Origin of the sequence: Escherichia sp. E.sYA108, from assembly GCF_011754335.1 — a bacterium.
Classification (GTDB): Bacteria; Pseudomonadota; Gammaproteobacteria; order Enterobacterales; family Enterobacteriaceae; genus Escherichia; species Escherichia coli.
In genome coordinates, this window is sequence record NZ_JAAQVZ010000001.1 from 3,633,062 (window position 1) to 3,656,449 (window position 23,388).

At 52.8% G+C, this 23,388-nt stretch carries 19 protein-coding genes; 10 read left to right on the top strand and 9 right to left on the bottom strand.

Annotated features, from left to right (window positions below; genetic code table 11):
- Nucleotides 1–45 precede the first annotated feature (45 nt).
- Genes entF through fes form a run of 3 tightly spaced genes read right to left on the bottom strand, consistent with a single transcriptional unit; the run spans nucleotide 46 to nucleotide 5,347 of the window.
- The gene (gene entF, locus HBM92_RS17525) at nucleotides 46–3,927 is read right to left on the bottom strand and encodes an enterobactin non-ribosomal peptide synthetase EntF (protein WP_000077767.1); all 3,882 of its coding nucleotides are present in this window, start codon (nucleotides 3,925–3,927) and stop codon (nucleotides 46–48) included.
- A complete protein-coding gene (gene ybdZ / locus HBM92_RS17530; protein ID WP_000885787.1) occupies nucleotides 3,924–4,142 on the bottom strand; it encodes an enterobactin biosynthesis protein YbdZ in 219 nt (72 codons plus the stop codon). Before ybdZ ends, entF begins: the two co-directional genes overlap by 4 nt.
- A gap of 2 nt (nucleotides 4,143–4,144) precedes the next feature.
- The gene (gene fes, locus HBM92_RS17535) at nucleotides 4,145–5,347 is read right to left on the bottom strand and encodes an enterochelin esterase (RefSeq protein WP_000125846.1); all 1,203 of its coding nucleotides are present in this window, start codon (nucleotides 5,345–5,347) and stop codon (nucleotides 4,145–4,147) included.
- Nucleotides 5,348–5,589: 242 nt separating this feature from the next.
- Between fes and fepA the strand changes: the two genes are divergently transcribed.
- Nucleotides 5,590–7,830, top strand: a complete 2,241-nt coding sequence (gene fepA, locus HBM92_RS17540; protein ID WP_001034892.1) for a siderophore enterobactin receptor FepA — start codon at nucleotides 5,590–5,592, stop codon at nucleotides 7,828–7,830.
- 174 nt (nucleotides 7,831–8,004) lie between these two features.
- Entirely contained in the window at nucleotides 8,005–8,625 is a 621-nt protein-coding gene (gene entD, locus HBM92_RS17545; protein WP_001375021.1) for an enterobactin synthase subunit EntD, read from the top strand.
- 121 nt (nucleotides 8,626–8,746) lie between these two features.
- Here entD and hokE read toward each other — a convergent pair whose 3' ends face one another.
- Entirely contained in the window at nucleotides 8,747–8,899 is a 153-nt protein-coding gene (gene hokE / locus HBM92_RS17550) for a type I toxin-antitoxin system toxin HokE (RefSeq protein WP_000956465.1), read from the bottom strand.
- Between hokE and HBM92_RS25710 the strand changes: the two genes are divergently transcribed.
- From HBM92_RS25710 to ybdG, 6 genes are all read left to right on the top strand, one after another.
- The gene (locus HBM92_RS25710) at nucleotides 8,868–9,137 is read left to right on the top strand and encodes a hypothetical protein (protein WP_001332745.1); all 270 of its coding nucleotides are present in this window, start codon (nucleotides 8,868–8,870) and stop codon (nucleotides 9,135–9,137) included. The genes hokE and HBM92_RS25710 overlap by 32 nt on opposite strands.
- A gap of 213 nt (nucleotides 9,138–9,350) precedes the next feature.
- Nucleotides 9,351–10,469, top strand: coding sequence for a YbdK family carboxylate-amine ligase (locus HBM92_RS17555; protein WP_001130647.1), 1,119 nt, complete (start codon nucleotides 9,351–9,353; stop codon nucleotides 10,467–10,469).
- Nucleotides 10,470–10,534: 65 nt separating this feature from the next.
- Entirely contained in the window at nucleotides 10,535–10,783 is a 249-nt protein-coding gene (locus tag HBM92_RS17560; RefSeq protein ID WP_000682524.1) for a DUF1158 domain-containing protein, read from the top strand.
- A 64-nt stretch (nucleotides 10,784–10,847) separates the two neighbouring features.
- Nucleotides 10,848–11,231: an MmcQ/YjbR family DNA-binding protein gene (locus HBM92_RS17565; RefSeq protein ID WP_000360948.1), complete on the top strand. Its 384-nt coding sequence runs from the start codon at nucleotides 10,848–10,850 to the stop codon at nucleotides 11,229–11,231.
- Between the two features lie 78 nt (nucleotides 11,232–11,309).
- Complete coding sequence (gene nfsB, locus HBM92_RS17570) at nucleotides 11,310–11,963, top strand: oxygen-insensitive NAD(P)H nitroreductase (RefSeq protein ID WP_000351450.1); 654 nt, start codon at nucleotides 11,310–11,312, stop codon at nucleotides 11,961–11,963.
- Nucleotides 11,964–12,070: 107 nt separating this feature from the next.
- Nucleotides 12,071–13,318: a mechanosensitive ion channel YbdG gene (gene ybdG / locus HBM92_RS17575; protein WP_001153132.1), complete on the top strand. Its 1,248-nt coding sequence runs from the start codon at nucleotides 12,071–12,073 to the stop codon at nucleotides 13,316–13,318.
- 156 nt (nucleotides 13,319–13,474) lie between these two features.
- Here the strand turns inward: ybdG and pheP are convergent, their stop codons facing one another.
- From pheP to cusC, 5 genes are all read right to left on the bottom strand, one after another.
- On the bottom strand, nucleotides 13,475–14,857 hold the full coding sequence (gene pheP / locus HBM92_RS17580; protein WP_001443193.1) for a phenylalanine transporter: 1,383 nt from the start codon (nucleotides 14,855–14,857) through the stop codon (nucleotides 13,475–13,477).
- Between the two features lie 101 nt (nucleotides 14,858–14,958).
- On the bottom strand, nucleotides 14,959–18,102 hold the full coding sequence (gene cusA / locus HBM92_RS17585) for a Cu(+)/Ag(+) efflux RND transporter permease subunit CusA (RefSeq protein ID WP_000573983.1): 3,144 nt from the start codon (nucleotides 18,100–18,102) through the stop codon (nucleotides 14,959–14,961).
- Between the two features lie 11 nt (nucleotides 18,103–18,113).
- Nucleotides 18,114–19,337 (bottom strand): Cu(+)/Ag(+) efflux RND transporter periplasmic adaptor subunit CusB, encoded by a 1,224-nt coding sequence (gene cusB, locus HBM92_RS17590; RefSeq protein WP_000717136.1) that lies wholly within the window; start codon nucleotides 19,335–19,337, stop codon nucleotides 18,114–18,116.
- A 15-nt stretch (nucleotides 19,338–19,352) separates the two neighbouring features.
- Nucleotides 19,353–19,685, bottom strand: coding sequence for a Cu(+)/Ag(+) efflux RND transporter periplasmic metallochaperone CusF (cusF, locus tag HBM92_RS17595; protein WP_000709873.1), 333 nt, complete (start codon nucleotides 19,683–19,685; stop codon nucleotides 19,353–19,355).
- Between the two features lie 23 nt (nucleotides 19,686–19,708).
- The gene (gene cusC / locus HBM92_RS17600) at nucleotides 19,709–21,091 is read right to left on the bottom strand and encodes a Cu(+)/Ag(+) efflux RND transporter outer membrane channel CusC (RefSeq protein WP_000074211.1); all 1,383 of its coding nucleotides are present in this window, start codon (nucleotides 21,089–21,091) and stop codon (nucleotides 19,709–19,711) included.
- Nucleotides 21,092–21,247: 156 nt separating this feature from the next.
- Between cusC and cusR the strand changes: the two genes are divergently transcribed.
- Nucleotides 21,248–21,931 (top strand): copper response regulator transcription factor CusR, encoded by a 684-nt coding sequence (gene cusR, locus HBM92_RS17605; protein ID WP_000770953.1) that lies wholly within the window; start codon nucleotides 21,248–21,250, stop codon nucleotides 21,929–21,931.
- Nucleotides 21,921–23,363: a Cu(+)/Ag(+) sensor histidine kinase CusS gene (gene cusS / locus HBM92_RS17610; RefSeq protein ID WP_000253822.1), complete on the top strand. Its 1,443-nt coding sequence runs from the start codon at nucleotides 21,921–21,923 to the stop codon at nucleotides 23,361–23,363. Before cusR ends, cusS begins: the two co-directional genes overlap by 11 nt.
- Nucleotides 23,364–23,388: the final 25 nt, after the last annotated feature.

A 23,388-nucleotide genomic window follows, 5' to 3' on the forward strand; every position in this document is an offset into this window, starting at 1 on the left:
TATGGTTTTACATGAGGTTATGGCAAGTTCTTTACTAACGTACGGTTAGTTATTAATTTGTGTATTTATTAGTGGTCCTATTTCTTTAAAATACTCCGGGGAAATAATATCCACATGCGCACAATCCTGACGATAGATATCCAGCTCAGCAATCCACGGTGCCCAGGCCTGTTCAGGAGTCATACCTTCCTGAAGCGTGCGTTCGGCAACAAATAGCGTCGCTTTACCATCAAACGGTACGCTATGAGCTGTCGTCAGCAGGCGCACAGCATCAGCGTAGTTGCCTTCAATGGTGGTAAACAACTCCGTTGAGGTACTTCCCTGCTGTGCCGCCAGGAAGGCTTCGCGCTCGCGGTTAATCTCCGCCAGCACTTCCGGATCCAGACCATTGGCTTCTTTTTCCTGCCAGTTTTGCGTTTCTGGCGGCCAGGTATCCAGCAAGCCAAGAAATGCCACCTGTTCGCCACGGGCACGCAGTCGCGCCGCAATGCCCTGCGCCAGCGTACCGCCAAGTGAATAACCCAGCAGGTAATATGGGCCGTGCGGTTGTTGTTCAAGTAAGGTTGCCAGATGCGCTTCGCAGACTTCATCCAGGTTTGCCGCCGTCTGCATGGGGCCATGAGGGCGCGGCGACTGAATGCCGATAATCGACCATTGTGGATCGAGATAACGCGAGAGCACGCTGAACTGCCAGGCAAAACCGGATGCCGGATGGAAACAAAACAGCGTCGGGCCATTACCTTCACGCAACGGCAGAATGGTTTCGAATCCCATGCGCTGGGTGCTGTCTTCTTCACCATCAATAATCGTTGCCAGTTTGGCGACAGTTGACGCGACCATCACCTGCCCCGGCGTCACCTGACGAGCAAACTGTCGACTTAACTGCGCTGCCAGTTTCATTGCCAGTAGCGAATGACCGCCAAGCGCAAAGAAATCAGCATCGGCATCCTGCACGTCACAACCCAGCAACGACGAGAATGCCGCGGCGATAATCGTTTCACTGCCCGCTTTCGGCACACGCCCCGGCGTTTGTGCCTTCAGTTCAGGCAACGGTAAGGCTTTGCGATCCAGCTTGCCGTTGGCGCTAAGTGGTAACTGTGGAAGTTGCAGCAGAACCACCGGTACCATATGTGGTGGCAATGTTTCTCGAAGCTGCGCCTGTAATGCGCTGGTATCCAACGGCAGACCTGATTGCGACACCAGATAGCCCACCAACTGACGCGCATCACCACCAGTGGCTGCCGCCTGGTTAATCACACAGGCGTGGGTAACGGCTTGTTCGACATCCGGCAGCGCCTGCATCACGCGATCAATTTCGCCCAGTTCGATACGCTGCCCGCGAATTTTTAGCTGATCGTCACTGCGCCCGAGGTACTCCACCGCGCCGTTATCCAGCCAGCGGGCCACATCGCCGGTACGGTACATCCGTTCACCTGGGGCAAAAGGATCGGCAATAAAGCGGCTGGCGGTCAGATCGGGTCGTCCAAGATACCCCTGCGCCAGTTGAATACCGGTGAGATAGAGATCTCCCGCCACACCCGGCGGCACCGGATGCATCATCGCATCGAGAATGCGCAGGCCCGTATTCCACACCGGATAACCGATCGGCACACTGCTGCCGCGCACCTCTGCCAGTTCCTCGCCAAAAGCCGGATACCAACTGACATCTACCGCCGCTTCCGTCGGGCCATATAGATTATGCAACGGCGCGCCGGTTAACTGTTGCCATTCGCGGCATAAATCAGCCGGTAAGGCTTCACCACTACAGAAAACCTGTTTCAACGTCGCGCAACTCTGGCGAGCGGTTTGCGGCGTCAGCGATGCAACAAATGCCGCCAGCATCGACGGCACAAAGTGCGTGGTCGTTACGCCATAATCAGCAAAAAAATGCTGCATAGCGAGCGGGTCGCGGTGCGCTTCCGGTTCAGCCATCACCAGTTTCGCCCCGGCAATAAACGGCCAGAAAAACTCCCACACCGAGACATCAAAACTGCACGGCGTTTTTTGGGCAACAACATCTTCGCCTGTAAGCGGGTAATGGTTTTGCATCCATAGCAGGCGGTTAACGATAGCCTGCTGACCGACCATTACCCCTTTTGGTCTGCCGGTGGAACCTGAGGTGAAGATGATATAAGCCGTGTGGTGCGGTTGTGAAAGCTGCAGCGGCGCACTGCCCTGCGGTGTAAGCGGGGCGTTATAGCAAAGGCTGGTTAAATTGGGGATATCGCTAAAGCGCGGCAGTTGATCGTCGGTGGTGATTAACAGCGACGGACGCGCATCTTCCAGCATCATTTTCAGGCGATCGTCCGGATAGCCGGTATCCAACGGTAACCAGGCCGCACCAGCTTCAACTATCGCATGTAGCGCCAGGGTCAAAAAGACCGAGCGCGGTAGAGCCACCGCCACGCTGTCGCCCGGTTTAACGCCGCGCTCACGCAGCAGATTCGCCAGCGCCACCACCTGCTCGCGCATTTCCCGATAGCTGAACTGGTAACGCGCATCTGCCAGCGCCGGAGCATCCGGTGTTTTTGCCGCTTGTTCTGCCACCAGCGCGCTCAGCGTGGTTTCTGGAATCTCAACCTGAGTGGCGTTGATCTGCGCCAGCTGCGCATACTCACCTGGCAGCATAATATCGACATCGCCGCACAACAGCGACGGATTCGCAGCGAACTGCGCAATCAGCATTTTCAGGCGTTCAGCGTGTTGAATTAACGTTGGCTCATCGTAACGCTGTTTATTGGCGAGGATTTCAATACTCAAATCACCGTGTTCATCCGGGAACAGGGCCAGTTCAAGGTCATTAACCGGACCGGTTGCCAGGGTATGGGTTTGCGCCTGAACACCAGGAATATCCAGTTGGTAATCAAATACCTTGATATTGAGTACCGGACCGAACAGCGGTTCCTCTCCTGCCGCTCGCCCGCTGTCACGGACAATTTGTTCGGCATCGTAACGTTGATGGCGACGCATTTTTTTCAGTTGAGCTGCCAGTCGGGTTGCCAGTTGCGGCAGCGTTTCTTGCGCCGCAATGTGAATACCCAATGGCAAAACGTTGAGCACGGGTCCGGTAGCCGTCAGCGCCGCCGAGCCCAGTCGACGCATAAAGATAAATCCGGCAGCGTAGTCCATGCGGTTGCACAATCGCCCCAGCCACAAGGCTGCCAACGCAAGTGCTAAATCGGTACGCTGCACACCTGAAAGTTGCGTAGCCAGCTGGCGGAATTCCCCGTTGGTAAATTCCAGTTTCAGGCGCAAAATATCTGCCGAAGCGCTGCGCCCCGGTAAAGGTGCCGGAGAAAGTGACGCGGGCGGTGGTAGTTGACGACGCTGTTCCGCCCAGAATGCCGCATCACGCTGCCAGGCTTCACTTTCGCGGTACTGCTGATACTCTTCCACTACATCAGCGAAAGGCGTAAACGGCGAAGCAGGCGTTGGTTCGCCACGCAGCAATGCGCAGTAAATGTTGGCGATCTGGCGTGTAATGGCCGGGAAACTGAAGCCATCGACCAGCAAATGGTGATAACGCTGATACCAGTACCAGCGGTTATCCGCCACCTGTATCAGTTGATGAAAGACCAGTGGTTTACCACTATCGACGCGCAGATCTTGTTGCAAATCCGCCTGCATTAATGCCCGCGCAGTACCGTGCGGATCAATGTTGGTTCGCAGGTCGATAATTTCTGGCAGTTCGAACGTCTGCGCATCATCGACCCACTGCCAGACTTCGCCGTTATCTTCCGTAAAACGCATCCGCAACGTATCTGCTTGCGCTAGTCCGGCAACCACCGCGCGGGCCAGTAGTGGCGCATCAACCTCTCCGGTTAACTCAACGTAATGCGCCACGCTCCAGGCGGAGGGTAAATCCGACAGTTTTTCTGCCATCCAGATGCCGGGCTGTGCGGCGACCAAAGGTAAATGCTGGCTCATTGTGCCTCCTGCAACTGGGTGAAATTCGCCGGTGTCAGAGTACGCCAGTGGGCTTCCAGCCACTGCTGGCAGGACGCCTGTGACTGCGGCTGACACACAACGTCCCAGCCTGCCGGTAAGGCGCATTGTTGCGGCCACAGACTGAATTGCCCCTGCGCATTGCGCAAAATGTAAAACGCTCCCTGTGGATCATCGAAGGGATTACTGAATGCCATATTCAACTCCTGTCATGGAAAAGTGGTTGCCAGAGGTCGATTAGCCCCTGCATCAAGCCACCGCGCCAACAAAGCGCATCATGTCCGCCGTCAACCTGACGCCAGAAAATGGATTCTTTTAGGGGGTGTAATTGCGCATACAGCGCCTGATTGGCCTGCATGATCATCGGCTCGCGAACACCCGCTTCCAGCACAATGCGCAGACCTTCGGCGCTAACTTCACCAGTATTTAGCTGTTCAAGTAACATGCCCTCTTGGTGCCCGCCCCGATGCGGCCACCAGTACGAACCTGACTGGCTTAATACACAGCCAAAGCGTTCAGGCCAGTGCAGTCCGGCATACAGCGCGGAAAGCCCACCAAAACTCTGTCCGGCGACCACGGTGCGATCGGCGCGATCGCTAAAAGGGGCAATAGCTTTCACCTGGGGTAATAACTCTTGCTGTACTGCCAGCCAGAAATCCGCATTACACGGCAGTTCGTGGGCGCGGTGCGTGGTGTCGATAGCGTCGATCAACACATACACGGCGGGCGGAAGTTGCCGACGATGGGTCAGCGAAGTCAGCGCAGGCCAGACGGGCATACTCTGCGCCCAAAATTCGCCATCAAGCAAAACTGCCAGCGGGCGTTCTTCTGCTGTTGCATCGCCGGTGGTAAAAATCCATACACGGCGTGAATTTTTCAACCGTTCACTTTTCCAGATAATTTCTTTGGCAGGCGTTTCTGGCGCTTGCGGACAATCCCATCCCGGTTGCAGAGGCGCTTGCGGCATTTCGAGTGCAGAAACAGCGTGCCCTCGCCCGCCTTTCCAGCTTTGTGGATTCAGCGGATCGGCTATCGCCTGGGGTAATAGTTTTCGCCAGCCTTCGCGTAATTCGAGGCGATCGGGGGATGGTGCAGAAAAAATGTCATCGCGTTCAGTAGGAATAAAGCAGTAGCTGCCGCGCCAGTTGGCATTGAGTTGTGTCGTCCACTGCCAAACATCGGTTCCTGCAATTCGCTGCATCGACCGGGGCTGGCTGTTCTGATGGTGATCGGTCACGCCAGTGATATAGACCCATACGCGCTTTATCGTCGAGTATTCTTCAGAACCCTGGGGATCACGCCACCAGAAAGTGACCTCAAACATTTCGTCATTCAGACGTTGCCATTCCGGGCCATGTTTCGACTGCCACCAGCTCTCACTTCCTACTTTTAACGCCGTCACACCATAACCCCATGTTTACTGTGCAATTTTTTATTGATTGCAGAAATATATTGATAATATTATTGATAACTATTTGCATTTGCAATAGCGTAATGGCGCGCCGTGGGAAGCGCGGACATTAATTAATCAGCTGCACTGCGTGTCTTTCAGGATCAAAGGTTTTCGCGGTAGCGGGATGCGTCGTGTTGATGGCGACCATGCCCGACAGTTGCAATTCGTGGCAAAAATGCAGGAATAAAACAATGAACAAGAAGATTCATTCCCTGGCCTTGTTGGTCAATCTGGGGATTTATGGGGTAGCACAGGCACAAGAGCCGACCGATACTCCTGTTTCACATGACGATACCATTGTCGTTACCGCCGCCGAGCAGAACTTGCAGGCGCCTGGCGTTTCGACCATTACCGCAGATGAAATCCGCAAAAACCCGGTTGCCCGCGATGTATCGGAGATCATTCGTACCATGCCTGGCGTTAACCTGACCGGTAACTCCACCAGTGGTCAGCGTGGTAATAACCGCCAGATTGATATTCGCGGCATGGGTCCGGAAAACACGCTGATTTTGATTGACGGCAAGCCGGTAAGCAGCCGTAACTCTGTGCGTCAGGGCTGGCGTGGCGAGCGCGATACCCGTGGTGATACCTCCTGGGTGCCGCCTGAAATGATTGAACGTATTGAAGTTCTGCGTGGTCCGGCAGCTGCGCGTTATGGCAACGGCGCGGCGGGCGGCGTGGTTAACATCATTACCAAAAAAGGCAGCGGTGAGTGGCACGGCTCCTGGGATGCTTATTTCAATGCGCCAGAACATAAAGAGGAAGGTGCCACCAAACGCACCAACTTCAGCCTGACCGGTCCGCTGGGCGACGAATTCAGCTTCCGCTTGTATGGCAACCTCGACAAAACCCAGGCTGACGCGTGGGATATCAACCAGGGCCATCAGTCCGCGCGTGCCGGAACGTATGCCACGACGTTACCAGCCGGGCGCGAAGGGGTGATCAACAAAGATATTAATGGCGTGGTGCGCTGGGACTTCGCGCCTCTGCAGTCACTCGAACTGGAAGCGGGCTACAGCCGCCAGGGTAACCTGTATGCGGGTGATACGCAGAACACCAACTCTGACGCTTACACTCGATCGAAATATGGCGATGAAACCAACCGCCTGTATCGCCAGAACTACTCGCTGACCTGGAACGGTGGCTGGGATAACGGCGTGACCACCAGCAACTGGGTGCAGTACGAACACACCCGTAACTCGCGTATTCCGGAAGGTCTGGCGGGCGGTACCGAAGGGAAATTTAACGAAAAAGCGGCACAGGATTTTGTAGATATCGATCTTGATGACGTGATGCTGCACAGCGAAGTTAACCTGCCGATTGATTTCCTCGTAAACCAAACGCTGACGCTGGGTACAGAGTGGAATCAGCAACGGATGAAGGACTTAAGTTCCAACACCCAGGCGCTGACCGGGACGAATACCGGCGGTGCTATTGATGGTGTGAGTGCCACCGACCGTAGCCCGTATTCAAAAGCAGAAATTTTCTCGCTGTTTGCCGAAAACAATATGGAGCTGACTGACAGCACCATCGTAACGCCGGGGCTGCGTTTCGATCATCACAGTATTGTCGGCAATAACTGGAGCCCGGCGCTGAACATATCGCAAGGTTTAGGCGATGACTTCACGCTGAAAATGGGCATCGCCCGCGCCTATAAAGCGCCGAGCCTGTACCAGACTAACCCAAACTACATTCTCTACAGTAAAGGTCAGGGCTGCTATGCCAGCGCGGGCGGCTGCTATCTGCAAGGTAATGATGACCTGAAAGCAGAAACCAGCATCAACAAGGAGATTGGTCTGGAGTTCAAACGCGACGGTTGGCTGGCGGGCGTGACCTGGTTCCGTAACGATTATCGCAATAAGATTGAAGCGGGCTATGTGGCTGTAGGGCAAAACGCAGTCGGCACCGATCTCTATCAGTGGGATAACGTACCGAAAGCGGTGGTTGAAGGTCTGGAAGGATCGTTAAACGTACCGGTTAGCGAAACGGTGATGTGGACCAATAACATCACTTATATGCTGAAGAGTGAAAACAAAACCACGGGCGACCGTTTGTCGATCATCCCGGAGTATACGTTGAACTCAACGCTGAGCTGGCAGGCACGGGAAGATTTGTCGATGCAAACGACCTTCACCTGGTACGGCAAACAGCAGCCGAAGAAGTACAACTATAAAGGTCAGCCAGCGGTTGGACCGGAAACCAAAGAAATCAGTCCGTACAGCATTGTTGGCCTGAGCGCGACCTGGGATGTGACGAAGAATGTCAGTCTGACCGGCGGCGTGGACAACCTGTTCGACAAACGTTTGTGGCGTGCGGGTAATGCCCAGACCACGGGCGATCTGGCAGGGGCCAACTATATCGCCGGTGCCGGTGCGTATACCTATAACGAGCCGGGACGTACGTGGTATATGAGCATTAATACTCACTTCTGAAGCTAACGTCAGATTGTTGACAAAGTGCGCGTAGTTCATGCCGGATGCGGCGTGAACGCCTTATCCGGCCTACAAAAATCTTGCCAATTCAATATATTGCAGGACCACGTAGGCCTGATAAGCGTAGCGCATCAGGCAGTTTTGCGTTTGTCATCATTCTCTAATATGGTTGACATGAAAACTACGCATACCTCCCTCCCCTTTGCAGGACATACGCTGCATTTTGTTGAGTTTGATCCGGCGAGTTTTCGCGAGCAGGATTTACTCTGGCTGCCGCACTACGCACAACTTCAACACGCTGGACGTAAACGTAAAACAGAGCATTTAGCCGGGCGGATCGCTGCAATTTATGCGCTGCGGGAATATGGCTATAAATGTGTGCCTGCAATCGGCGAGCTACGCCAACCTGTGTGGCCTGCGGGGGTATACGGCAGCATTAGTCACTGTGGGACTACGGCATTAGCCGTGGTTTCCCGTCAACCGATTGGCATTGATATTGAAGAGATTTTCTCTGCACAAACCGCAAGAGAATTGACAGACAACATTATTACACCAGCGGAACACAAGCGACTTGCAGACTGCGGTTTAGCCTTTCCTCTGGCGCTGACACTGGCATTTTCCGCCAAAGAGAGCGCATTTAAGGCAAGTGAAATCCAAACTGATGCAGATTTTCTGGACTATCAGATAATTAGCCGGAATAAACAACAGGTCATAATTCATCGTGAGAATGAGATGTTTGCTGTGCACTGGCAGATAAAAGAAAAAATAGTCATAACGCTGTGCCAACACGATTAATTGACAACATCTGGTACGATTCGCCCGCAGCCATCACTGACCGCGGGCGAAAGTGTAAAGCAGGTGCCTTACCACCCTGACCTGACAACCGGATATGCGGGGATTGCTCCCCGCACAACGGCTACTTCTTCGGTTCGTAAGCGAGAACAGCCTTAAACTCAATATTACGTTCCTTTACGGTAAACTCACACAGCGAGTCTCCGACCAGAAGCGTAAATCCCAGCACCGTTAAACACAGCACTATGACTGCCACAAGGGCATATTTTGTCAGCATGTTTATATTGCCTCCATGCGAAGAAGGGACTACCATCCAAATTGTTCAGGTTTGGGTAGGTAGCCCCAGGGTTGATAGAAATATCGTCCTGGGGCTTCATCCTTCCAGACCTCAGAGTAAACCTGAAACCGGAAAGCTTCAGGCACCCGCCGTTATCTTACCCTTCTTCAGCAAAATAGCTGTTTATTTATACAGTAAGTCCTGTTTCGGACTTCTCTCTCCTCATTTGATCAACTGAAGCTGAACCCGTATTTTTCTGCATGCCGCAATCGTCAAAATTCTTCGCAGCCAGCCAGCTCTGCCATAACTTGGCACATTGCAAAAGTAGCCAAATTGCTTCAGTAGCAATCAGTTCACCATACCCAAAAAAGAAACATTCCAGAACTTCCGCATCTCGCCCAGCCGCTCCGACTTCTATACTGAATAGAAAACGCCAACATAAGAGAAACCTATGCCATTACCCGATTTTCATGTTTCTGAACCTTTTACCCTCGGTATTGAACTGGAAATGCAGGTGGTTAATCCGCCGGGCTATGACTTAAGCCAGGACTCTTCAATGCTGATTGACGCGGTTAAAAATAAGATCACGGCCGGAGAGGTAAAGCACGATATCACCGAAAGTATGCTGGAGCTGGCGACGGATGTTTGCCGTGATATCAACCAGGCTGCCGGGCAATTTTCAGCGATGCAGAAAGTCGTATTGCAGGCAGCCGCAGATCATCATCTGGAAATTTGCGGCGGTGGCACGCATCCGTTTCAGAAATGGCAGCGTCAGGAGGTGTGCGATAACGAACGCTATCAACGAACGCTGCAAAACTTTGGCTATCTCATCCAGCAGGCGACCGTTTTTGGTCAGCATGTCCATGTTGGCTGCGCCAGTGGCGATGACGCCATTTATTTGCTGCACGGCTTGTCACGGTTTGTGCCGCACTTTATCGCCCTTTCCGCCGCGTCGCCATATATGCAAGGAACGGATACGCGTTTTGCCTCCTCACGACCGAATATTTTTTCCGCCTTTCCTGATAATGGCCCGATGCCGTGGGTCAGTAACTGGCAACAATTTGAAGCCCTGTTTCGCTGCCTGAGTTACACCACGATGATCGACAGCATTAAAGATCTGCACTGGGATATTCGCCCCAGCCCCCATTTTGGTACGGTGGAAGTTCGGGTGATGGATACCCCGTTAACCCTTAGCCACGCGGTAAATATGGCGGGATTAATTCAGGCCACCGCCCACTGGTTACTGACGGAACGCCCGTTTAAACATCAGGAGAAAGATTACCTGCTGTATAAATTCAACCGTTTCCAGGCCTGTCGCTATGGGCTGGAAGGCGTCATTACCGATCCGCATACTGGCGATCGTCGGTCACTAACGGAAGCCACCTTGCGTTTACTGGAAAAAATCACCCCTTCTGCACATAAAATTGGCGCATCGAGCGCAATTGAAGCACTGCACCGTCAGGTCGTCAGTGGTCTGAATGAAGCGCAGCTAATGCGTGATTTCGTCGCCGATGGTGGCTCGCTAATTGGGCTGGTGAAAAAGCATTGTGAGATCTGGGCCGGAGAATAAGTCGGGAATTGCCTTACAGAAGAATATCCCTGACAATGGTGTTTTAACTTACATTTAACAATGTTATGAAACACCCTTTAGAAACCTTGACCACCGCAGCAGGCATTTTGCTGATGGCTTTCCTCTCTTGCCTGCTGCTGCCCGCCCCCGCACTGGGGCTAACGCTGGCACAAAAACTGGTGACCACGTTCCATCTGATGGATCTTAGCCAGCTTTACACTTTATTGTTTTGTCTGTGGTTTTTAGTGCTGGGCGCTATTGAGTATTTTGTTCTACGCTTTATCTGGCGACGCTGGTTCTCGCTGGCGGATTAAACGTCGATTATCGCCGAACTTCGCGGCATACTTTGCTTATTCTCCTTCGCCTAAAGGAACATTTATGGATAAGCAATCACTGCACGAAACGGCGAAACGCCTGGCTCTTGAGTTACCCTTTGTCGAGCTTTGCTGGCCTTTTGGCCCGGAGTTCGATGTTTTTAAAATTGGCGGCAAGATTTTTATGCTGTCGTCGGAGCTGCGCGGCGTCCCCTTTATCAATCTGAAGTCCGATCCACAAAAATCCCTGCTAAATCAGCAAATATACCCAAGCATCAAGCCTGGGTATCACATGAATAAAAAGCACTGGATTTCAGTGTATCCCGGCGAGGAAATCTCCGAAGCGTTACTTCGCGATCTGATCAACGATTCGTGGAATCTGGTGGTTGATGGTCTGGCTAAACGCGATCAAAAACGACTGCGTCCTGACTCAACCGTAAATCAATAGCGCATTTTTCTCGCTTACCATTTCATCTCGATCCTTGTAATCTGCTGGCACGCAAAATTACTTTCACATGGAGTCTTTATGGATATCATTTCTGTCGCCTTAAAGCGTCATTCCACTAAGGCATTTGATGCCAGCAAAAAACTTACCCCGGAACAGGCCGAGCAGATCAAAACTCTACTGCAATACAGCCCATCCAGCACCAACTCCCAGCCGTGGCATTTTATTGTTGCCAGCACGGAAGAAGGTAAAGCGCGTGTTGCCAAATCCGCTGCCGATAATTACGTGTTCAACGAGCGTAAAATGCTTGATGCCTCGCACGTCGTGGTGTTCTGTGCAAAAACCGCGATGGACGATGCCTGGCTGAAGCTGGTTGTTGACCAGGAAGATGCCGATGGCCGCTTTGCCACGCCGGAAGCGAAAGCCGCGAACGATAAAGGTCGCAAGTTCTTCGCCGATATGCACCGTAAAGATCTGCATGATGATGCAGAGTGGATGGCAAAACAGGTTTATCTCAACGTCGGTAACTTCCTGCTGGGCGTGGCGGCGCTGGGTCTGGACGCGGTGCCCATCGAAGGTTTTGACGCCGCCATCCTCGATGAAGAATTTGGTCTGAAAGAGAAAGGCTACACCAGTCTGGTGGTTGTTCCGGTGGGTCATCACAGCGTTGAAGATTTTAACGCTACGCTGCCGAAATCTCGTCTGCCGCAGAACATTACCTTAACCGAAGTGTAATTCTCCCTTGCCGGGCATCTGCCCGGCTATTTCCCCTCAGATTCTCCTGATTTGCATAACCCTGTTTCAGCCGTCATCATAGGCTGCTGTTGTATAAAGGAGACGTTATGCAGGATTTAATATCCCAGGTTGAAGATTTAGCGGGTATTGAGATTGATCACACCACCTCGATGGTGATGATTTTCGGTATTATTTTTCTGACCGCCGTCGTGGTGCATATTTTTTTGCACTGGGTGGTACTGCGGACCTTCGAAAAACGCGCCATCGCCAGTTCACGGCTTTGGTTGCAAATCATTACCCAGAATAAACTCTTCCACCGTTTAGCTTTTACCTTGCAGGGGATTATCGTCAATATTCAGGCGGTATTCTGGCTACAAAAAGGCACCGAAGCGGCAGATATTCTGACTACCTGCGCGCAGTTGTGGATCATGATGTATGCGCTGCTTTCAGTCTTCTCGTTGCTGGATGTGATTTTGAATCTGGCGCAGAAATTCCCGGCGGCATCTCAGTTACCGCTGAAAGGGATTTTTCAGGGGATTAAACTGATCGGCGCGATTCTGGTCGGCATTTTGATGATCTCGCTGCTGATTGGTCAGTCGCCAGCGATTCTGATCAGCGGTCTTGGTGCAATGGCTGCCGTGCTGATGTTGGTATTTAAAGATCCGATTCTTGGTCTGGTGGCAGGTATTCAGCTTTCCGCGAACGATATGCTGAAACTGGGCGACTGGCTGGAGATGCCGAAATACGGCGCGGATGGCGCGGTGATCGATATTGGGTTAACCACCGTCAAAGTACGTAACTGGGACAATACCATTACCACTATTCCCACCTGGTCTCTGGTTTCTGACTCCTTTAAAAACTGGAGCGGGATGTCAGCATCTGGCGGGCGACGTATTAAGCGCAGTATCAGTATTGATGTCACCAGTATTCGTTTTCTTGATGAAGACGAAATGCAACGTCTGAATAAAGCGCATTTGTTAAAGCCTTATTTAACCAGCCGCCATCAGGAAATTAATGAGTGGAATCGCCAGCAAGGTTCTACGGAGTCGGTATTAAACCTGCGCCGAATGACCAATATTGGAACCTTTCGTGCCTATCTGAACGAATATCTGCGGAATCATCCGCGGATTCGCAAAGATATGACCTTAATGGTACGCCAACTGGCTCCTGGTGATAACGGTTTACCGCTTGAGATCTATGCGTTTACCAACACCGTGGTGTGGCTGGAATATGAAAGCATTCAGGCTGATATATTCGATCACATATTTGCGATTGTCGAAGAGTTTGGTCTGCGACTTCATCAGTCGCCAACCGGCAATGATATTCGCTCTCTGGCGGGTGCATTTAAGCAGTAATTAAAAAAACCGCTCTCATCGAATGGATGAGAGCGGTTTCGGATGGTTGACATCATTTTGTCGGATGCGGCGTGAACGCCTTATCCGACCTACAGAATCGTTACAAATTGTAGGCCCGATAAGCTTGCGCATCGGGCAAATCAGCCTCACATCAGCTTAATTCACTTTCCTACGCAATGTTTTAAACGCCACAAACAGGAACACAATCCACACCGGCAGCAGAATCGCTGACAAGCGCATATCATCCATCGTGCACATCAGCAGCAAAATCATGCCGAGGAAGGCGATGCAAAGATAGTTGCCGAACGGATAGAGCAGCGCCTTAAACTGTGTTTCACGCCCCTGACGACGCATCGCTGCACGAAAACGCAGATGCGCCAGGCAGATCATAATCCAGTTCAACAGCAGCGTTGCTACCACCAGCGCCATCAGCAGACCAAACGCTTTTTGCGGCAGCAGATAGTTGATTAACACCACCAGCGAAGTGATCGCTCCGGAAAGCATCAGCGAGTTAATCGGCACGCCGCGACGGCTGACGCGAGTCAAAAACTTTGGCGCATTACCCTGCACAGAAAGGCCAAACAGCATGCGGCTGTTAGAGTAAACCCCGCTGTTATACACCGACAGCGATGCCACCAGAATGACGAAGTTCAGCGCAGAAGCTACCACGTTGCTGTCGAGATTATGGAAAATCATCACAAACGGGCTACTGTTGGATTTCACTTCCACCCACGGGTAGAGCGCCAGTAAAACCACCAGTGAACCGATATAAAACAGCAGGATGCGATACACCACCTGATTCACTGCTTTAGGGATGCTTTTTTCCGGATCGCGCGCTTCAGCCGCAGTAATCCCAATCAGCTCCAGACCGCCGAAGGAGAACATAATTACCGCCAGCGACAAAATCAATCCATTCCAGCCGGTGGCAAAGAAACCGCCGTAGCGCCAGAGGTTATTGATACTGGCTTTCTCACCGCCGTGCCCAGAAAACAGCAGCCGCAGGCCAAAGCCGATCATACCGATGATCGCCAGCACTTTAATCAGCGCAAACCAGAACTCGGTTTCGCCATATAAGCGCACGTTCACCAGGTTAACGGCGTTGATGATAATAAAGAAGGCGGCAGCCCAAATCCACGTTGGAACATCCGGGAACCAGTACTGCATATAGATGCCCGCAGCGGTCAGCTCTGCCATTCCCACCAGCACGAACATTACCCAGTAGTTCCAGCCAGAGAGGAAGCCCGCAAACGGTCCCCAGTATTTATAGGCAAAGTGGGCAAATGAACCGGATACCGGCTCTTCGACCACCATCTCGCCGAGCTGGCGCATAATCAGGAAAGCGATGATCCCGGCGACGCCGTAGCCCAGCAATACAGCCGGACCCGCCATCTGAATCGCCGGGCCAATGCCAAGAAACAGACCAGTACCAATTGCGCCACCCAGCGCAATCAGTTGAATATGACGGTTATGTAATCCGCGATGAAGCGTCGGCTCTTGATTCGACGCAGTATCTTCCGATACGGTTGACGCGTTTTTCACGCCTTTCCCCTGTGTGTCTTTTTTGTTGAGGGGCACCTTTTAACATTTAGTGCCCATCGTCGCAAGACACAATCCACACGGTTAAACGGGGTATCCTGCTTTTATTTCCGTACCCGATGTCGGTGCAGCCACATCAGCTTATACGCCGCCGGGATAATAAACAGCGACAGCAAAGGCGCGGTGATCATGCCGCCAATCATCGGCGCGGCAATCCGGCTCATCACCTCTGACCCTGCTCCTGTTCCCCACAGAATCGGCAGCAGACCAGCGATAATCACCGCCACCGTCATCGCTTTCGGGCGCACGCGCAGTACCGCGCCGTGATATAACGCCTCATCCAGCTTCTGCTCGCTGAATGTTTGCGGATTATTCAACGACGGCTCGGCCTCTATGGCGTGACGTAAATACATCAGCATCACCACGCCAAATTCGGCGGCGACCCCGGCAAGGGCAATAAAACCGGTGCCCGTCGCCACGGAAAGATGAAAGCCCATCCACCACAGCAACCAGATGCCGCCCACCAGCGCAAACGGTACGCTGCTGATAATCAGCAACGCTTCGCCCACCCGACGGAACGCCAGATACAACAGCACGAAGATGATCATCAGCGTCATCGGCACCATCAGTTTCAGCTTATGGTTGGCGCGCTCCAGTAGCTCGAACTGCCCGGAGAATGCCACGCTGGTGCCCGGTTTTAACTGCACTTTTTCAGCTATCGCTTTTTGCAGATCGTGAACCACCGACACCATGTCACGATCGCGGGCATCGATATAAATCCAGCTCGTCGGGCGCGCATTCTCGGTTTTCAGCATCGACGGTCCGGTAGAGACTTTAACGTCGGCCACGTCCGCCAGAGTGATTTGCTGCTTCATCGGCGTGAGGATCGGCAACTGGCGCAGTGCCTGCGGGCTATCGCGCCAGCTTTGCGGATAACGCAGATTAATTGGATAACGAGCAATCCCTTCCACCGTTTCGCCAACCATCGCCCCGCCCACCGCAGAAGTCACAAACAACTGCACATCCGCCACCGTCATACCGTAACGCGCGGCTTTTTCACGGTTAATCTCAACGTTGATATAGCGCCCACCTTCCAGACGCTCAGCAAGCGCAGAAGCCACGCCTGGCACCGTTCGCGCCACTTCTTCAATTTGCTCCGCCATCGTGTCGATATCCGCCAGCACAGTGCCGGAAACTTTAATGCCGATAGGGCTTTTAATGCCAGTCGAGAGCATATCGATACGGTTACGAATTGGCGGCACCCACAGATTCGCCAGCCCCGGCAGACGCACGGTGTTATCCAGTTCCTCAATGATTTTGTCCATCGTCATGCCAGGCCGCCACTGATCCTGCGGCTTAAGCTGAATGGTCGTTTCTACCATTTCCAGCGGAGCAGAATCGGTGGCGGTTTCCGCTTTCCCGGTTTTGCCAAATACCCGCGCCACTTCAGGTACGCTCATAATCAGCTTGTCGGTTTTTTGCAGCATACTCGCCGCCTCCGCTGCGGAAATCCCCGGCAGCGTCGATGGCATATACAACAAGTCGCCTTCATTGATCTGCGGTAAAAATTCCCCGCCAACTTTATTGAGCGGCCAGAGAACCGTCAGCACCGAAAGCGCTGCCACCAACAGCGTGGTTTTCGGCCAGTGCAGTACTTTCAGCAACAGCGGATGATAAACACGAATCAAAAAGCGATTGAGCGGGTTACTGCTTTCTGGCGGAATTTTGCCACGGATCCAGTAGCCCATCAGGATCGGGATCACTACGATCGCCAGCAGCGCCGCGCCCGCCATCGCATAGGTTTTGGTGAACGCCAGCGGGCCAAACAGACGCCCCTCCTGCCCTTCCAGGGTGAAAATCGGGATAAACGACAGCGTGATAATCAGCAGACTGATAAACAGCGCCGGCCCCACTTCAACAGATGCATCGGTGATCACCTGCCAGCGCGTTTTATTATCCAGCGTGGCGTCAGGATGCTGGTGCTGCCACTCTTCCAGCCGTTTATGCGCATTCTCGATCATGACGATAGCGGCATCGACCATCGCCCCGACGGCAATCGCAATGCCACCCAACGACATAATATTGGCGTTCAGTCCCTGAAAGTGCATGACAATAAAAGCAATACACAACCCCAGCGGCAACGAAATAATCGCCACCAGCGCCGAGCGCACATGCCAGAGAAACAGCGCACAGACTACCGCCACCACAATAAACTCTTCCAGCAACTTGCCGCTGAGGTTGTCAATGGCGCGGTCAATGAGCTGACTGCGATCGTATGTTGTAACTATCTCCACGCCTTCCGGCAGACTGCTTTTCAGCGTTTCCAGTTTGTCCTTCACGGCGGCGATCACTTCACGGGCGTTTTTGCCGGAACGCAGGATCACCACCCCGCCCGCCACTTCGCCTTCGCCGTTCAGTTCGGCAATGCCCCGGCGCATCTCCGGGCCAACCTGGACCTTCGCAACATCACGCAGATAAACGGGCACGCCATTTTCACTGGCTTTTAAAACGATGTGATTAAAGTCGTCGAGCGTTTGCAGATAGCCGCTGGCGCGCACCATATATTCCGCTTCCGCCAGTTCGATCGACGAACCGCCCGCTTCCTGGTTTGAAGCATCCAGCGCGCTTTTTACTTCGGCGAGACTGATGCCATACTGCGCCAGGCGCTGAGGATCGATAACCACCTGATACTCTTTCACCACACCGCCCACCGACGCCACTTCCGCAACGTCAGGGATGGTTTTTAGCTCATATTTGAGAAACCAGTCCTGCAATGAGCGTAAATCGGCCAGATCGTGCTTACCGCTGCGATCCACCAGTGCATATTCATAGATCCAGCCAACACCCGTGGCATCTGGCCCCAGCTCGGCGCTGACTCCCGCAGGCAGCTTACCCTGTACCTGGTTGAGGTACTCCAGCACCCGCGAGCGCGCCCAGTACGGATCGGTGCCATCTTCGAAAATGACATACACATAAGAGTCGCCAAACTGCGAGAAACCGCGCACAGTCTTCGCGCCAGGCACCGACAACATGGTGGTGGTTAGCGGATAAGTCACCTGATTTTCAACGATTTGCGGTGCCTGACCGGGATAGCTGGTTTTAATAATCACCTGCACATCGGAAAGATCCGGCAGTGCATCCACTGGCGTGTTAATGATAGTCCAGGTGCCCCAGATACTCAGAAACAACGCGCCCATCAGCACCAGAAAACGGTTCGCCACCGAGCGACGAATAATCCATTCAATCATTGGCTATTCCCTCAATGCGCATGGGTAGCACTTTCAGAGCGCATCCGCTCCAGTGCGCCAGAAATATTGGCTTCAGAATCAATCAGGAACAGGCCGCTGGAAACCACCTTTTCACCTTCCGCCAGACCAGAGCGTAACGCGGTGACGCCTTGCGATGCCTGGAAAACGGCAACGCGTTTCGGTACAAAGCGCCCGTCAGCATCAACGGTAATCACCCGCTGTTCGTTGCCGGTATCAATCAGCGCCTGTGACGGAATGAGCAGCATCGGTTCGCTGGCGGTATTGAGTTGCAACCAGGCGTTCATGCCCGGTTTTAGCGCCTCGTCGGCGTTGTCGACTTCCAGACGCAGTTGCAGCGTGCGGGTCGCAGCATCCACGCCAGGTAGCAGCGTCCATTTGCGGATGGTGAGTGTTTTATCAGGTCGCGCCGGAACGGTGAGCGTAAACTGCGAGGCATCTTTCACCAGCCAGGCGATGGACTCCGGGATCGCAGCAGTGACCCACACCGGGTCCATACCCTGAATTTTCGCGACCACGTTATCTTTGGCGATATTCATTCCCGCGCGCAGATCAAACGCGGTGATCACGCCATCAATGGGCGCTTTGAGCGTAAAGCGAGTCTGGATTTTTTGCGTGGCGATCAGGCGGCGAATATCAGCCTCCGGCATTCCCGCCAGTCGCAGTCGCTCAAGAATGCCTTCAGTCTGGGTCGCCGTACCGCCGGTTTCGCGCAGCAGTAAATACTCACTCTGCGCTTCCACCCAGTCGGGAATGGTCAGGTCGAGAAGCGGCGCGCCCTTTTGCACTTTATCGCCCACGGTAAGCGGATACACCTTGTCGATAAACCCGGCGGCGCGGGCCTGCACAATGGCATACTGATACTCGTTGTAACTGACATTCGCCGGGAAACTCTGGGAAAAAGTCAGCGGCCCGCGCGTGACGGTCGCCGTTTTCACCCCCAGATTCTGCGTCTGAGTCGGGTCAATGCGCACACCAGACGCAGAACTCTCTTCATCGGCATATTTCGGCACCAGATCCATATCCATAAACGGCGATTTCCCTGGTTTATCGAACCGCGTATTGGGATACATCGGGTCGTACCAGAATAAGACTTTACGTTCTGCGGTCGACGTTTTTTCTGCGGGCGGTTCCTCCTTTGCAAACCAGGTAAAACCTGCCGCAGAAATAATACCGCCCGCGATCATGCTGCCGATAATAAGCGCGATTTTTTTCATCTCATTAAACCTGGGTTACTGGCTGACTTTAATATCCTGTAATAAAGAAAGGTTGCCCTGTTGGACAAAATTAAACGCTACTTTATCGCCGGTTTTAATTTCGCTCATTTTCGTCTGCGGGGTGATGGTAAAGCGCATAGTCATCTCCGGCCAGTTCACGGCAGCAATCGGATCGTGATGGATGGTGATTTTTTTGCTTTCCAGATCAACACCTTTTACCACGCCAGTGGCGCTAATAACCTGTGGTTGTGCTTCGCTCATGGTTTCATGATGATGTTCGTTAGCCTGGGCATTAAAGCCAATAACGGTAAACAGACTAAACATTGCGACTTGCAGTGCTTTTTTCATTTATTCTCTCCTGGAGTTAAAAATTATTGCTGCCAACCGCCCCCTAAGGCGGTATATAAAGAAATTTCGTTAACCTGACGGGCATAATTCAGGTCAAGTAAAGTTTGTCGGGTTGCAAATAAAGAACGCTCGGCATCCAGCACTTCCAGATAACTGACTGCGCCGTGCTGATATAATGTCCGCGCCCGTTGCAAAGTAATTTGCAGCGACGCAAGATAACGCTGCTGGGCGCTGATTTGATCGTTCAGGCTTTGACGTAATGCCAGCGCATCTGCCACTTCTTTAAAGGCGTTCTGGATTTTCTGTTCATAATTCACCACCGACTGCTGCTGGCGAATTTCGGCGATATCCAGATTGGCCTGGTTGCGTCCGGCATTAAAAATGGGGATCTCAATTTTAGGAATAAAATTCCACATCCCGCTGCTGGCGTTAAATAATGACGACAGATCGCTGCTGGCGGTTGATATTCCGCTGGTCAGGCTGATAGACGGGAAAAATGCCGCACGCGCAGCACCAATATTGGCATTAGCCGCCATTAACGCGTGTTCAGCTTCCATAATATCAGGGCGCTGCAATAAGATTTGCGACGGCAAGCCCGCCGGTAATTTAACGCTTTGCAGGCTGTCGCTGTTTACTGTCTGCGCTTGCGGCAGCTTGCCGTAGCTTCCCAATAACAGTTGCAATGCATTATTTGCCTGCGCCAGTTCCCCCTGACGTTTAGCGATGTCGCTGCGGGTACTTTCTATCACCCCGCGAGCCTGTTCCAGCGCCAGAACATTGCTGCTACCGGTCAACAGTTGTTTTTCGACAAACGCATATGACTGCTGATAATTACGCAGCGTTTCTTCGGCTATTTGCAATTGCGCATACGCCAGTTGCTGATTGAAATAGCTTTGCGCGACATTAGAAACCAGCAAAATATGCACCGCGCGCTGAGCTTCCTCAGTGGCTAAATAATTTTGGCGCTCGGCTTCGCTCATGTTCTTTAAGCGCCCGAAAAAATCGAGATCAAAGCTGGCGTTAAGGCCAGTCGAGAACTCCCGCGTCGTGGCTGAATCGCCTTTAAGATTGCCGCTCCAGCTGCCGCTGCCCTCGCCATTGAGCTGTGGGTAGCGGTCGGCATCGGTCAGACGATATTGCGCCCGCGCTTCCTGCACTTTCAGCGCCGCCATGCGCAAATCCCGGTTATTCACCAACGCCTCGCTAATCAGCGTCTTCACCTGATTATCAACAAAAAAGGTGCGCCAGCCCGCGTTCTGGTAGTTATCTGCTGCGTTAACCAGGCCGTTCTGGCTGAGTGAGAACTGCTGCGGCACGGGCATTGCCGGACGCTGATAATCCGGTGCCAGTGAACAACCGGTTAGCGCAAGGGCCACACAAAATGGCAGAAGTTTACAAGGAGACATAGGCTCATAATTTCTGGTGATTTTATGCTGCCAACTTTACTCGCCAGGCTCTGATTTTCCGGTGACAGGAAAATGACAAAATTGTCATTTTGCCAATAAGCGATTGCCATCTGATCCCGCTACTCTAGAATTGCCCGGGCAACATGCGGAGGAAATATGAAACTGTTGATTGTCGAAGATGAAAAGAAAACCGGAGAATACTTGACCAAAGGGTTAACCGAAGCCGGTTTTGTGGTCGATTTGGCCGACAACGGGCTGAATGGCTACCATCTGGCGATGACCGGTGATTATGATCTGATAATCCTCGATATTATGCTGCCGGACGTGAACGGCTGGGATATCGTGCGCATGTTGCGTTCCGCCAATAAGGGGATGCCGATTCTGTTGCTTACCGCGCTTGGCACCATTGAACATCGCGTCAAGGGGCTGGAGTTGGGGGCGGATGACTATCTGGTGAAGCCGTTCGCTTTTGCTGAACTGCTGGCGCGGGTGCGCACTCTACTGCGGCGCGGGGCGGCGGTGATTATCGAAAGTCAGTTTCAGGTTGCCGATCTGATGGTCGATCTCGTCAGCCGCAAAGTCACCCGCAGCGGCACGCGCATCACTCTGACCAGTAAAGAATTTACTCTGCTGGAGTTTTTCCTCCGCCATCAGGGCGAAGTGCTGCCCCGCTCGCTTATCGCCTCGCAGGTATGGGACATGAATTTTGACAGCGATACCAACGCCATTGATGTGGCGGTGAAGCGGCTGCGCGGCAAAATCGACAACGACTTTGAGCCAAAGTTGATTCAGACCGTGCGCGGCGTGGGTTACATGCTAGAGGTGCCGGATGGTCAGTAAACCATTTCAGCGCCCGTTTTCGCTGGCAACTCGCCTGACCTTTTTTATCAGCCTCGCCACCATCGCGGCGTTTTTCGCCTTTGCATGGATCATGATCCACTCGGTAAAAGTGCATTTTGCCGAGCAGGATATTAATGATTTAAAAGAGATTAGCGCCACCCTTGAACGGGTACTTAATCACCCTGACGAAACGCAAGCCCGACGCTTAATGACGCTGGAAGATATCGTCAGTGGTTATTCCAATGTGTTGATCTCTCTGGCAGATAGCCACGGTAAAACGGTGTATCACTCCCCCGGTGCGCCGGATATCCGCGAGTTTACGCGTGACGCCATACCCGATAAAGACGCGCAGGGCGGCGAGGTGTATCTCCTTTCCGGCCCAACGATGATGATGCCAAGGCACGGTCACGGGCATATGGAACACAGCAACTGGCGGATGATTAACTTGCCGGTTGGCCCGCTGGTTGACGGCAAACCGATTTATACGCTCTACATTGCGCTTTCGATCGATTTTCATCTTCATTACATCAATGATTTGATGAATAAACTTATTATGACCGCATCGGTAATCAGCATCCTGATCGTCTTTATCGTGCTGTTGGCGGTACATAAAGGTCACGCGCCGATCCGCAGCGTCAGCCGTCAAATCCAGAATATCACCTCGAAAGATCTCGACGTTCGCCTTGACCCGCAGACCGTGCCCATTGAGCTGGAACAGCTGGTACTGTCGTTCAACCATATGATCGAGCGTATTGAGGATGTCTTTACCCGCCAGTCCAATTTCTCAGCGGATATCGCCCACGAAATTCGCACACCTATTACTAATCTCATTACGCAAACGGAAATCGCCCTCAGCCAGTCGCGCAGCCAGAAGGAGCTGGAAGATGTGCTCTACTCTAATCTCGAAGAGCTGACGCGAATGGCGAAAATGGTCAGCGATATGCTGTTTCTCGCTCAGGCCGATAACAACCAGCTAATCCCCGAAAAGAAAATGCTCAACCTGGCGGATGAAGTCGGCAAAGTGTTCGATTTTTTCGAGGCGTTAGCAGAAGATCGCGGCGTGGAGCTGCGGTTTGTTGGCGACGAGTGTCAGGTTGCGGGCGATCCGCTGATGCTGCGTCGGGCGTTAAGCAACCTGCTTTCTAATGCCCTGCGTTATACGCCAACCGGAGAGACAATTGTTGTGCGCTGCCAGACGGTCGATCACCTGGTGCAAGTTACCGTCGAAAACCCCGGTACGCCCATTGCGCCCGAACACTTACCGCGATTGTTTGACCGTTTCTACCGCGTTGATCCTTCCCGCCAGCGAAAAGGCGAAGGTAGCGGCATTGGCCTGGCGATAGTGAAATCGATTGTTGTCGCGCATAAAGGCACAGTTGCAGTAACGTCAGATGTGCGGGGGACAAGGTTTGTTATCATATTACCCGCTTAATCCTTCAGCAAACGGCAACTTTTAT

Bases quoted from the DNA above. Each gene is read 5' to 3' on its own strand.
- entF (WP_000077767.1), bottom strand. From the start codon at position 3,927: ATGAGCCAGCATTTACCTTTGGTCGCCGCACAGCCCGGCATCTGGATG.
- ybdZ (WP_000885787.1), bottom strand. From the start codon at position 4,142: ATGGCATTCAGTAATCCCTTCGATGATCCACAGGGAGCGTTTTACATT.
- fepA (WP_001034892.1), top strand. From the start codon at position 5,590: ATGAACAAGAAGATTCATTCCCTGGCCTTGTTGGTCAATCTGGGGATT.
- entD (WP_001375021.1), top strand. From the start codon at position 8,005: ATGAAAACTACGCATACCTCCCTCCCCTTTGCAGGACATACGCTGCAT.
- HBM92_RS25710 (WP_001332745.1), top strand. From the start codon at position 8,868: ATGACTGCCACAAGGGCATATTTTGTCAGCATGTTTATATTGCCTCCA.
- hokE (WP_000956465.1), bottom strand. From the start codon at position 8,899: ATGCTGACAAAATATGCCCTTGTGGCAGTCATAGTGCTGTGTTTAACG.
- HBM92_RS17555 (WP_001130647.1), top strand. From the start codon at position 9,351: ATGCCATTACCCGATTTTCATGTTTCTGAACCTTTTACCCTCGGTATT.
- HBM92_RS17560 (WP_000682524.1), top strand. From the start codon at position 10,535: ATGAAACACCCTTTAGAAACCTTGACCACCGCAGCAGGCATTTTGCTG.
- HBM92_RS17565 (WP_000360948.1), top strand. From the start codon at position 10,848: ATGGATAAGCAATCACTGCACGAAACGGCGAAACGCCTGGCTCTTGAG.
- nfsB (WP_000351450.1), top strand. From the start codon at position 11,310: ATGGATATCATTTCTGTCGCCTTAAAGCGTCATTCCACTAAGGCATTT.
- ybdG (WP_001153132.1), top strand. From the start codon at position 12,071: ATGCAGGATTTAATATCCCAGGTTGAAGATTTAGCGGGTATTGAGATT.
- cusA (WP_000573983.1), bottom strand. From the start codon at position 18,102: ATGATTGAATGGATTATTCGTCGCTCGGTGGCGAACCGTTTTCTGGTG.
- cusB (WP_000717136.1), bottom strand. From the start codon at position 19,337: ATGAAAAAAATCGCGCTTATTATCGGCAGCATGATCGCGGGCGGTATT.
- cusF (WP_000709873.1), bottom strand. From the start codon at position 19,685: ATGAAAAAAGCACTGCAAGTCGCAATGTTTAGTCTGTTTACCGTTATT.
- cusC (WP_000074211.1), bottom strand. From the start codon at position 21,091: ATGTCTCCTTGTAAACTTCTGCCATTTTGTGTGGCCCTTGCGCTAACC.
- cusR (WP_000770953.1), top strand. From the start codon at position 21,248: ATGAAACTGTTGATTGTCGAAGATGAAAAGAAAACCGGAGAATACTTG.
- cusS (WP_000253822.1), top strand. From the start codon at position 21,921: ATGGTCAGTAAACCATTTCAGCGCCCGTTTTCGCTGGCAACTCGCCTG.